The following is an 11,002-nucleotide window of genomic DNA, read 5'->3' as shown; positions in this document are numbered from 1 at the left end:
GCCGGCCGGCGCGCCGGCCGCGCCATTGCGCTTGAGCGTGCAATCCTGCACGGCGAAATAGCCGGCCTGGCGCAGGTCGTCGAGCAGGTTCAGCAAATCCAGCTCATGCAGCAGGTCCAGGCGCAGCTGCATGCGGCTGCCGCGCAGCCGGTACTGCCCCATGACCATGGGCGTGGGCACGGGCAAGACCTGCTGCGCGCTGATGTCATAGCCGATGGGCAACAGTTTGCGCTGTTCCTGGCTGCGGCGGATGGCGTCGATCCAGGCCAGGCGGTTCTCCTCGCCGATCAGGCCGCGCTGGCGCAGGGCGAGAAACTGCGGTTCGTAGGCGCGGATTTCCTGCTTTTCCCCTTCCACGTGGTTGAACAGGCTGGCCGCCGCCGCGCGCGCATGGCGCATGAAGTCGAGCTGCTGCGCCTCGCGCTGGCGGTAGGCGGCGCTCAGGCTCAGCAGCACCACGCTGGCCAGCAGGGTCAGGGCAAAGCACAGCAGGGCGCGGCGTATCAGCGGCAGTTCGCCCAGCCAGGCGGGCAGGGCGCGCACGGGCGCGGCGGCTTTCTTCATGCCGGGCAGGGGCGGCTGTTTCATGGGGCCGCTCATGGCTGCCACACGAGCAGGAGGGTGAAGCGGGCCTGGCTGTCCGGCGCCGGCGCGGCGCTCTTGCCGGACAGGGCCACGCTGGAACGCAGGTCCAGCGGCGTTTCCTCGATGGCCACCTGCATGCCCGGCTGGCGCGCCAGGGTCTGCGCGAAGGCCGTGATGGCGCCCAGCGCGGCGCGGTAGTCATTGTTCGGCATGGCCACGTCCGCTTCCAGGCGCAGCGCCTGCGGCGGCGCGACGGGAATGCCGGCCAGGCTGCTGGCAGGCGGCGCGCTGGCGCCCGCCTGCGCCGCCGCCGGCTGGCCGTCGGCCGTGCGCGCGGGGGCCGGCCCCGCATTCCAGTGCAGCTGGCCCAGCTGGACTTGCGGCGCCTGGTCCAGCGCGGCGCTCAGCATGGCCAGCAGGGGACCGGGCGCGGGCGCCTGGGTGGCGATCATGTGCCCCAGGGTCACGGCCACTTTCATGTTCTGCGTCTTGGCCGGCGCCGGCGGCAGGCCGGCCATGACGCTGCGGTAGCGTTCCTCATAGGAAGCCGTTTCCTGCCGCAGCCGCGCGGTGGCGGCGCCATCGTTGATGCCACCCAGCAAGTTAATCACGCACCACAGGGCCGCGGAGGCGCCGATGAGGGCGCTGGCGCCGTACAGCGCCTTGCGCGCGCGCTGGAAGTGGTAGTAGCGGGCCAGCGGGCCGGGCGGGTAATGGCTGGGCGGCGGATGCTTGCCGAGCAAGGTCAGCAGCAATTCGTCGGCCAGCGCCGGCGTCTGCCGCAGGCCCACGCGCTCGCCGGCGGCCTGCAGGTCGATGAAGTGGTAAGCCACTTCCAGGTCGTTGTCGCACAGCAATTCGAGCTTGGCGATCTGCGCGGCGGAGGCGAGGATCACGGTATTGAGCACTTCGCCGCGCGCCAGCATGCGCGTGCTGGTGAGAAATTGCCGCGTCTTTTCCGTTTCCAGCGCGATATTCACGGCCACGCCGTCGAGCGCGATGGCCACCGTCTGGCGCGAAAAGCGCAGCTGGCCCTTCTCGTAGTAGCTTTGCCGCAAGCCGCCCGACTGCTGCGTCACCAGCAGCAGGTGTTCGTGCGCGAGGGCCAGCTTTTTCACCAGCGCAATGCTCATCAGGCTGGTCGAATAAATGCCGGCCACGGGCACGCGCAAATGCTCCAGCGCTTCCGTCCACGGCTGCAGCAGCGAAGGGTTGGTCAGCGCGAAGAACAGCACCTGGTCGTCGTGGCGGCCCGTGCTTTCGCGGCCCAGCAGGGCGCTGCCCCGGTAGGGCGTGTCGCGGTGCAGCTGCTGGCGGCGGCGCTCCAGCAGGGCGCGGCCCGCCTTGCCGCGCACGTGGGGCACGAGCTGGTGCTGGAAGTCTTCCTCGATGAGGTCCGTCAGCAGGTAGGCGGGCACGTCCAGCCGCTGCGCCTGCGGGTCTTCCAGCCACGCGGCGAAGCCGTCCAGCCCCGCCGCGCTGGCGGGAAAGACGTGGCCCGGGCCCAGCGTGCCGTGGTGCCAGTCGTAGGCGCACAGGGCGTCGCTGGTGAGATAGAGCAATTGTTTGCGGAACACGGCGGCCTCAGGTCTTGATGGTACTGATGGTGTCGTAGATGGGACCGAGCACCGAGAGCATGATCCAGCCCAGCAGCAGGCCCAGGATCACCGTCATGGCCGGCTCTATCATGGCCTGCACTTTTTCGATTAATTCCTTCACTTCGCGGTTGTAAAAGTAGCTGACATTGCGCAAGGCCGTGTCCAGCGAGCCCGTCGCCTCGCCCACCTTCAGCATGCGGATCACCAGGGGCGGGAAGATGCCCGTGTGCTGGAAGGCGGCCGTGACGCCGTGGCCCTCGCTGATCAGCTGGGCGGCGCGGCGCAGGCCGGCGGCCACCACCTGGTTGCCGGCGATGCCCTCGGACAGGCGGATGCACTCGAGGATGCTGATGCCGGACGCATACATGAGGGCAAAGAAGGTGGCGAAGCGGGCCAGGATGATCTTGTGCAGGACGGGGCCGAGCAGCCACAGGCGCAGCTTCAAGCCGTCCCACGCGTAGCGGGCGTTGCTGCTGCGGCGCACCCACGCGCGCAAGCCGAAAAACAGCAGCACGGGCAGGGCCAGCAGCAGGTACCAGTAGGCGATGAAGATATTCGACACGAAGATGAGCACGCGCGTATGCAGCGGCAGTTCGCCGCCCATGTTGCGGATGAAGGCCGTCAGCTGGGGTACGAGGTAGATCATCAGGAAGAACGTGACGGCGGCCACGACGATGGCCACGACGATGGGGTACATGACGATCTTGCGCGTCTGCGAGGCCAGTTCGTCCTGCCATTTCAGGCTTTCCGACAGGTTCTTGAAGACTTCGGCGATCTTGCCGCTCTGTTCGCCGGCCAGGATCAGGCTGGTAAACGTGGCGTCGAAGATGTCGCCATGCTGGGCCAGCGCGCCCGACAGGGGCAGGCCGCCCTCGATGCTTTCGATCAGGTCCGTGACGACTTCGCGCAGGCGCGGGTGGTCCGTGCTTTCGCGCAAGTCGTTCAAGCCTTCCAGGATGGGCACGCCCGCGCCCGTCAATTGCTCCATGTGGAAGCAGAAATTGATCAGGTCGCGGCGGTGGATGACGCGCTTGCCCAGCAGCACCAGATACTGCCCCGTGATGCGGCAGTCGATCAGGTCCAGCTGCATGCGGTGCAGGCGCGCCTCCAGGTCCGGCACATTGGCCGCCTCCATGCTGCCGGGAATCATCGCCCCGGCGGCATCCATGGCGCGGTAGACATATTGCGCCATCAGGCCAGCCTGTCCGTCAGGTCGACCACGCGCGCCACTTCTTCCAGCGTCGTCACGCCTTCCTTCACGCGGCGCATGCCGTCGTCGACGAGGGGCTTGAAGCCGGCCGCGCGCGCGGCGGCCTTGAGTTCGCGCAAACTGGCGCGGCGCGCCGTCAGTTCGTCCAGCTCGGCCGTCATCTTGAGGATTTCCATGATGGCCAGGCGGCCCTTGTAGCCCTGGTGCGCGCAGCGCTCGCAGCCGACGGCGCGGCACAGGCTGACGGGAGCGTCTTCCGTGGCCAGGCCCAGCAGGCGGCGCTCGACGTCGTCGGCGAGCACCGTTTCCTTGCAATGCGGACACAGCCGGCGCACGAGGCGCTGCGCCACGATGCCGATGATGTTGCCGGCCATGATGTCGGGCAGGATGCCGATGTCGAGCAGGCGCGAGACGGAACCGATGGCCGAGCTCGTGTGCAGGGTGGAATACACCTGGTGGCCCGTCATGGCGGCGGCAAAGGCCATTTCCGCCGTTTCGCGGTCGCGGATCTCGCCCACGAGGATGATGTCCGGGTCTTGCCGCATCATGGAGCGGATGCCGTCGGCAAAGCCCAGCTTGACGGATTCGTTGACGGAGGTCTGGCGTATCATGTTCATGGGATACTCGACGGGGTCTTCCAGGGTCATGATGTTGACGCTTTCCGTATTGATATGGTTGAGTATCGAATACAGGGTGGTGGTCTTGCCGCTGCCCGTCGGGCCCGTCACGAGGATGACGCCATCGGGGCGGGCGATCATCAGTTTCAGCAGGTTCAGTTCCGTCTCGGCCAGGCCCAGCGCGTCCAGCGGCACGATGCCTTTCTGCCGGTCCAGCACGCGCAGCACGAAGTTTTCGCCATGCGTGGTGGGCTGCGCCGAGGCGCGGAAATCAATTTGCCGGCCGGAAAACTTGATGCTGATGCGGCCATCCTGGGGCGCGCGCGCCTCGGCGATATTCATGCCCGACATCACCTTCAGGCGCACGGCCATGGCCGGCCAGTACGACTTGTGCAGGCTGCGGATCTGCCGCAGGATGCCGTCGATGCGGTAGCGGATGCGCAGGAAGGACTGTTCCGGCTCGAAATGCAGGTCCGAGGCGCCATGCTGCACGGCATCGGCCAGCAGCGCATCGATCAGGCGAACCATGGGCTGGCTGTATTCGTCCGACGGCGAGGCCATGCTTTGATAGCTGACTTCGCCCGTTTCAATTTCGTGCAGGATGCCGTCGATCGACAGTTCGAAGCCATAGTACTGGTCGATGGCGCGCGAAATGTCCGATTCATTGACCAGTACGGTGGAAATCGTGATGCCCTTGACCAACATGGCGCTGATTTGATCGAGCGCAACGATGTTGCTGGTGTCGGCCATGGCGAGGATCAGGTTGTCCGCCTGCCGCTCGTAGACGATGGGAAAGACGCGGTAGCGCTTGGCCACATCCTTCGGGATGAGTTTCAGGGCGATGGCGTCGACCACCAGGCTCGACAGGTCCGCGCTGACCTGTTTCAGGTTTTCGCTGAGCGCCTCGCGCACTGTTGCTTCCGTGACGAAGCCCAGGGTGATGAGCAGCTTGCCCAGCGGCTCGCTGCTGCGCTTCTGCTCGATGAGGGCGATGCGCAGCTGGTCTTCGCTGATCACGCCTTTCTGGATCAGCAGCTTGCCAAGGGGAAGTTTTGCCTGTTCTGCCATGTAGTGCTTATTCCTGACGGGTAATGATGATGGCCGGGTCGCTGCCGGGCGGCGCCGCCGCCGGCATGCCCAGTTCGCGCAGGCGCGCCTGCACCACGGCGCGGTCGAAGGCGGCCGGCGCCGTCTGCGCCAGGGCCAGGGCGCGCTGGTAATAGGTGGCGGCCAGTTTCGGCTGGTTCAGCCGGTCCAGGCCCACGGCCAGGTTGAAGGCATAGTCGGGATTGCCGGGCACGGCGCTGTAGGCGCGGAAGAATTGCTGCTGCGCCTCGTTCCAGCGGCGCTGCTTGGCGTACACATTGCCCAGGGCGAACAGCACGGGGCCGCTGTCGGGCGACCGGGCCAGGATGGCTTTCAATTTCGCTTCGCTCTGCACCACGTCGCCCTGGCGCAGGCCGATCAGGCCGGCCAGCGCTTCGCCATCGTCCGGGTTGATTTCGAGCAAGCGCACGTACAGCGACGCGGCCTGCGCGCCCTGCTGCTCGCGCTGGGCCACGGCCGCCAGGCCCAGCAGGGCGTCGCGGTTGGCGGGGTCCTGCTGCAGCACGGCTTCATACTGCTGGCGCGCCGTGCCCAGCTGGCCGCCGTTCAGGGCCTGGTAGGCTTGCTGCACGCCGGGCGCGATCTGCGGCGCGGGTGCGCTGCGCTGCACCTGGATCTGGCTATTGTCGGGCGCCATCACCGGCGGCAGGCTGGGGGGCGCCGGCGGCGGCAGCTGCGCCAGCTGGGCAGCCACGGCCGCTTGCGCGGCCGCCTGCAGCATCGCCTGCTGCTCCGCCGCAGCCGCCTGCTGGCGCTGCGCGGCGGGCACCTCGGGCGGCAAGGCTGGCGGCAGCGGTTCGGCCGGTGCCGCCGCGCCCGGTGCCGCCAGGACGAGGACGGGGCCGGTGCTGCCGGCCGTGCCGGGCGCGTCCGTCAGCGGCATGGGCACGCCGGGCAGGTTGGCGCCCGCGCCGGGGCTGGTGCTGGCGCGCCAGTACCACCACGCCATCGACCCCGCCACCAGCAGCAGGATGGCCAGCAGCACGGCCAGGCGCACGGTGGCCGGATCGACGCTGATGGGGCCAGTCGGGCCTTTCGGCGGCGTGCTGCTGCGGCTGGCGCGGGGCCGGGCCGGCGGCGGCTCCGCGCGCGCGCGTGGCGGCTCGGGACGCGGGCCCGGCTGCGGCCCCGCCGCCTGTGCCGCCGCCGGCTGGGCCGCGCCCGCGCCGGGCGCCGGCGTCGGGGCCGGGGCGGGCGGCGGCGCGAGCGGCTCGCCCAGCGGCTCCAGGCTCAGCGTGCTGGCCGCCTGCACGGGCGGCACGGCCGCTGGCGCCGGGCGGGGCGGCATGGCGTCGGCCGGCGCCAGTGCCAGCACCTGGTCGTAGGCCTCGGACGGCTTTTCCAGCTCTTCGTCCGGCAGGCTGTTCTGCTTGGCGCGCTCGGCTTTCTTGAGCGCCTGCATCAGCAAGCTCATGGGAAATCTCCCTGCACGCGGGCCTGCGGCTGCACGGCGGCAGGCGCGCCTTCCGTGTAGGGCTGGCTGTTGAGCGGCGCCTGGCCGGGCAGCAGGTAGCGGTAGTCGCGGTAGTCGCCGTCGATGCTGGCATCCTTGACCACCACGGGGCGCATGAAGATCACCAGTTCCGTCTTGCTGTTGGTTTCGTTGCGATAAGTAAATAAATTCCCCACCAGAGGCAGGCTGGACAGGCCAGGCACGCCATCCTTGGCATTGTCGATGGAGTCTTGCATGAGGCCGCCCATCACGGCGATCTGGCCATTGCCCACCTTCATGATCGACTCCAGCTCGCGCGCCTGGATCACGGGCACGCGGCTGACCACGCTGGCCGTGGCGAGGGCGGGATTCGGGTCCTGCACGTAGCCGACGATGCGCGTGATGGTGGGGCGCACGTTGAGCGTGACTTCGTCGCTGTCGGAAATCTGCGGCGTGACGCTCATGACGAAGCCGACGGGCACCGTTTCCAGCTTCGACTCGTAGGTGGCGGGCGTGGTGATGGTGCCCGTCGAGCTGATCACGGCGGGCGTGACCTTGATGGTAAAGAAGACATTGTTGTCGACCACCTTCAGCATGGCCGTCTGATTGTTGAGCACGCTGATTTTCGGGCTGGACAGCACTTTCACCTTGCCGAACGATTCGAGCAACTGGATGGTGGTGCTGAAACTGTCCTTGAGGTAATTGAGCACGAAGATGCCGGGCGTGGCGCCGGGCGTGACGCCGCTGCTGAGCGGTGACGTGCCTACCTGCTTCTGCGTCAGGCTCAGGCTGCCCGTCAGGCGCGACCAGTTGATGCCCTGCTGGTATTCGTTGCTCAGGCGCACTTCGATGATGGTCGCCTCGATCAGCACCTGCCGCTTGGCGCTGTGCAGCACGACATCGAGGAATTCGGCGATCTTTTCATGCTGGCGCCCCGTGGCGCGCACGGCGATCAGGCCGCCTTCGACGTTGACCACCACCGAGGAGGGACTGCCCTTGTTGGCCAGTTTCAGCAGCGGCATGCCGTTCGCGTCCAGCGGCTGGGCCGGTGCCGCGCCGCCTTGCTGCTGGCCCGGCGCGTACTGGCCGCCGGCCTGGGCGCCCGTCTGCATGGGCGGCTGGCTGCCGTATTGGCTGCCGTACGGGCTGTTCTGGCCGCCATATTGCCCCGCGCCGGATGGCGCCGGCGCATAGCCGCCCGGGTTCTGCGCCTGTCCCGGCTGGCCCGGCTGTCCCTGCGCATTGCCCTGCGCATTGCCCTGCGCGTTCGTCAGCTGCTGGTTCAGCTGCGCCAGCGGGTCCACCTGGGCATCGTTGAGCGTCGTTTCGCGCAGCAGGTCGCGGATATTCTTTTCCAGGCTGTACCAGAAATTATTTTCCGAACGATTCACCACCAGGGTGGTCGAATTGTTATTGCCATTGCTGCCGCTGCCCTGGCTGCCCCCGTTCGGGTTGATGGCGTTGCTGCCGCCGCCCGCCGTGGAAATCTGCGTGGCGATATTGACGCTGCTGTTGGTGCTGCGCGCCATGTTGACGTAATCGACCTTGTAGTTGCGCCACACGGGCGCATCCGGCAGCACGAGCAGGTTCTTGCCATCGATTTCGTAGCGCATATCGACTTGCTTGCTGATACGCGCCAGCAGTTGCGGCAGGGTCTGGTTCAGCGCATTCAGGGTCACGCTGCCTTCGATCTGCGGGTGGATGTCCACGTTCATGCCCGCGTCGCGGGCCAGCGCGAACAGCAGCGACTGCACGGGCACCTTGTGCACGGTGACGCTATAGGTTTCGGCCTTGGCGGCGGGTACAGGCGCGGCCAGCACGCTGCTTTGCTGCACCGGCTCGGGGATGGCGCCGGCCGGGCGCGGCGCTTCATTCAGGTGGCCGGGCGACAGGGGCATTTGATGCGAAGCACAGCCCGCGAGCAGGGCGCCGCAGGCAAGGGTGACGCAAGAGGCCAGCACAGGAATAGGGTGTTGAGTCATGAAAAGTTCGCCCTTGGAGTCGTGTTGTGCTTTTGCAATTTTAACCACCATGATCCTCTAAAAGCAATCGTCTGTGCAGGCCCGGAAGGGAATAAGGAGAAATAAAATCGGGGCTGGCCACGTCAGGGTTTTTCCCCGACGAGGGATTTTATTTCCGTGCGGATATTGTCTATGTTGCTCAGCAATATTTTCTGCGGCGACGCGCTGGTCAGCCGCGCCTGCACGGCTTCGGCACTGGCCCGGTCGGCAAAGCTGCCATACACGAAGACGAGGTAGCTGGGCGCGCCCGTGCTGGCCGCCTCTGGCCGCGTTGCGCCGGGCGCAGCGGCAGCCAGGCCGGCGGGCACGGCGCCGGGCAGGCGAAAGACGTGCAGCTCGCGCAGGCCGATGGCTTGCCGCGCCTGCTGCAGGAATGCTTCGGCGGCGGCCGTTTCGCTGGCCGGCAGGCTGGCGACGTGCAGGGTCAGCTGGCGTGCTCCTTGCCGCGCCAGCCAGCTGCGCGAGGCGGCCAGGCTGCTGTCGAGCAGCGGCGTGGGCGCGGCGGGCCGTGGCTTGGGCGGCGCCTGCACGGCCGCCGCACCGGCGGAGATGGCGCCGGTCCGCATGGCCGTTGCGGGGGATGCCGGGGCCGGCCTTGCGGCAGGCGCCGCCGTGCCGACGGAGGGTGGCGGCGTCGCGGCGGTCCGCCCCGGCGCCAGCCATTGCCACAGCAGGGCGGCCGCCAGGAGCAGCATCAGCGCGACGAGGGCGGCGGCCAGCGGCTTGCCCGCATGCCATGGCGCAGGGTGGAAGGGGCTGTCGGCGATGGCCAGGCGCAGGTGGCGCGCCGCGACCTGCCCGGCGTCGTCCGCGTAGGCGGCCAGCAGGGCCTTGTCGGCGAGGATATTGATCCTGCGCACGATACCCTGCGATGCGTGTGCCAGCAGCCGCAGCGCCGCCGGCGTGAAGACGAGGGGCGTCGCGCGGCCTGCCGCGGCCAGGCGGCACGCCAGGTAGTCGTTCAGCAATGCCGGCGGCAGGCGCGGCACCGTCAGGCTGTGCGTGATGCGCTCCTTCAGTTGCCGCAGCCGGGGCAGGTCCAGCGTGTGCTGCAGTTCCGGCTGGCCGAACAGCACGATCTGCAGCAGCTTGTGGCGGGCCGTTTCCAGGTTCGTCAGCAGGCGCAGCGCTTCCAGGGTTTCCACCGGCATGGCTTGCGCTTCCTCGGCCAGCAGCAGCACCTGGCGGCCCGCCGCATGCCGGTTGATGAGTTCGGCATGCACGGCGCGCAGCACGGCGTCGGCGCGCAACCCGTCGGCCTGCAGGCCCAGTTCGGCCGCGATGGCATATGGCACGTCTTCCGGCGCCAGGGCGGGATTGAGCAGGTACAGCACGTCGACGCGGGGCGGCAGCCGCTCGGCCAGCATGCGGCACAGCATGGTCTTGCCGCTGCCTACTTCGCCCGTCAGCTTGACGATGCCTTCGCCCTCGGTGACGGCGTACAGCAGCGCGTCGAGCAAGTCGCCGCGCGTGTTGCCGGGATAGAAGAAGGCCGGGTCCGGCGTGATGCCGAAAGGCGCCGTGCGCAAGCCGAAATGGCGCAGATACATGCCGTGCGGGGAGGGCGCATGGGGCCTGTCCGGTGCGCGGCGCGCGCGGGCCTGGGTGGCGCTGTTCATGTCGCGATGCAATTCAAGAATGCCTGCTCCAGGCTGGCATCGGCCGCGCCGCCGTGGCGCGCGCGGCATTCGGCGGGCGTGCCCGTAAACAGCAGGCGGCCCTGGTGCAGGATGGCCATGCGGTCGCACAGCTCGTCCACGTCGGCCAGCGCATGCGAGGTGAACAGGGCGCCGCGGCCCTGCACCTGCGCCTGGCGCAGCACCTGCTTGAATTGCGCGCGCGCCTTCGGGTCGAGTCCGCTCATCGGTTCGTCCAGCACCAGCTGGCGCTTGCCCGACAGCCAGCAGGCCGCCAGGCCCAGTTTCTGCATCATGCCCTTGGAATACGTGCGCGCGGGACGGCGCAGGGCAGCCGGTGCCAGTTCCAGCGCCGCCAGGATGTGCTGCACGGCCTGGTCATCGTGGCGCACATTGTGCAAGCTCAACAGATAGCGCAGGAAATCATCGCCCGTCAGGTAGTACGGCGCCTGGAAGCGTTCCGGCAGGAAGGACAGGGGCTCGCGCGCCCCGGCGTGCCGGTGCGGCTGGCCGAAGATGGCGATGCCGCCCTGTTCCGGCATGCAGAAATCGAACAGGCACTTGAGCAGGGTGGTCTTGCCCGCGCCATTCACGCCCACCAGGCCGAACAGTTCCCCCGCCCGCACCTGCAGGTCGACGCCGCGCAGCACGGCGATGCCGTCCAGCTGTTTGTGCACGTTGTGAAACTCGATGGCGCAGGCGTTCATGGTGGCAGGCAGGGGCGAAATGGGCGGTGGACGACTGCCATTATTGCCATGCGTACTGGTGCGCGGCAAGTGTTTCCTTGTACAGTGT

At 68.0% G+C, this 11,002-nt stretch carries 8 protein-coding genes; all 8 read right to left on the bottom strand.

Going from position 1 to position 11,002, the window contains the following annotated elements; genetic code table 11:
• The coding region (locus tag EBS11_RS23520; RefSeq protein ID WP_290607011.1) for a hypothetical protein at positions 1-588 on the bottom strand (588 nt) is incomplete at its 3' end.
• 8 nt (positions 589-596) lie between these two features.
• Positions 597-2,162: a hypothetical protein gene (locus tag EBS11_RS23515; protein WP_290607009.1), complete on the bottom strand. Its 1,566-nt coding sequence runs from the start codon at positions 2,160-2,162 to the stop codon at positions 597-599.
• A 7-nt stretch (positions 2,163-2,169) separates the two neighbouring features.
• Positions 2,170-3,375, bottom strand: coding sequence for a type II secretion system F family protein (locus EBS11_RS23510; protein WP_290607007.1), 1,206 nt, complete (start codon positions 3,373-3,375; stop codon positions 2,170-2,172).
• On the bottom strand, positions 3,375-5,078 hold the full coding sequence (locus EBS11_RS23505; RefSeq protein ID WP_290607005.1) for an ATPase, T2SS/T4P/T4SS family: 1,704 nt from the start codon (positions 5,076-5,078) through the stop codon (positions 3,375-3,377). Before EBS11_RS23505 ends, EBS11_RS23510 begins: the two co-directional genes overlap by 1 nt.
• A 7-nt stretch (positions 5,079-5,085) precedes the next feature.
• Complete coding sequence (locus EBS11_RS23500; RefSeq protein WP_290607003.1) at positions 5,086-6,531, bottom strand: tetratricopeptide repeat protein; 1,446 nt, start codon at positions 6,529-6,531, stop codon at positions 5,086-5,088.
• Positions 6,528-8,531 carry a secretin N-terminal domain-containing protein gene (locus EBS11_RS23495; protein ID WP_290607002.1) on the bottom strand — a complete coding sequence of 668 codons (2,004 nt, stop codon included), beginning with the start codon at positions 8,529-8,531 and terminating at the stop codon, positions 6,528-6,530. Before EBS11_RS23495 ends, EBS11_RS23500 begins: the two co-directional genes overlap by 4 nt.
• 122 nt (positions 8,532-8,653) lie before the next feature.
• Positions 8,654-10,189 (bottom strand): AAA family ATPase, encoded by a 1,536-nt coding sequence (locus EBS11_RS23490; protein ID WP_290607000.1) that lies wholly within the window; start codon positions 10,187-10,189, stop codon positions 8,654-8,656.
• Positions 10,186-10,983, bottom strand: a complete 798-nt coding sequence (locus EBS11_RS23485) for an ABC transporter ATP-binding protein (RefSeq protein ID WP_290606998.1) — start codon at positions 10,981-10,983, stop codon at positions 10,186-10,188. Before EBS11_RS23485 ends, EBS11_RS23490 begins: the two co-directional genes overlap by 4 nt.
• Between the last annotated feature and the right edge of the window lie 19 nt (positions 10,984-11,002).

This window comes from Janthinobacterium sp. (genome assembly GCF_009923995.1).
In the GTDB taxonomy this organism is placed as follows: domain Bacteria; phylum Pseudomonadota; class Gammaproteobacteria; order Burkholderiales; family Burkholderiaceae_D; genus Janthinobacterium.
The sequence above is the reverse complement of the archived record's forward strand: the minus strand, read 5'-3'. Positions and strand labels throughout refer to the sequence as shown.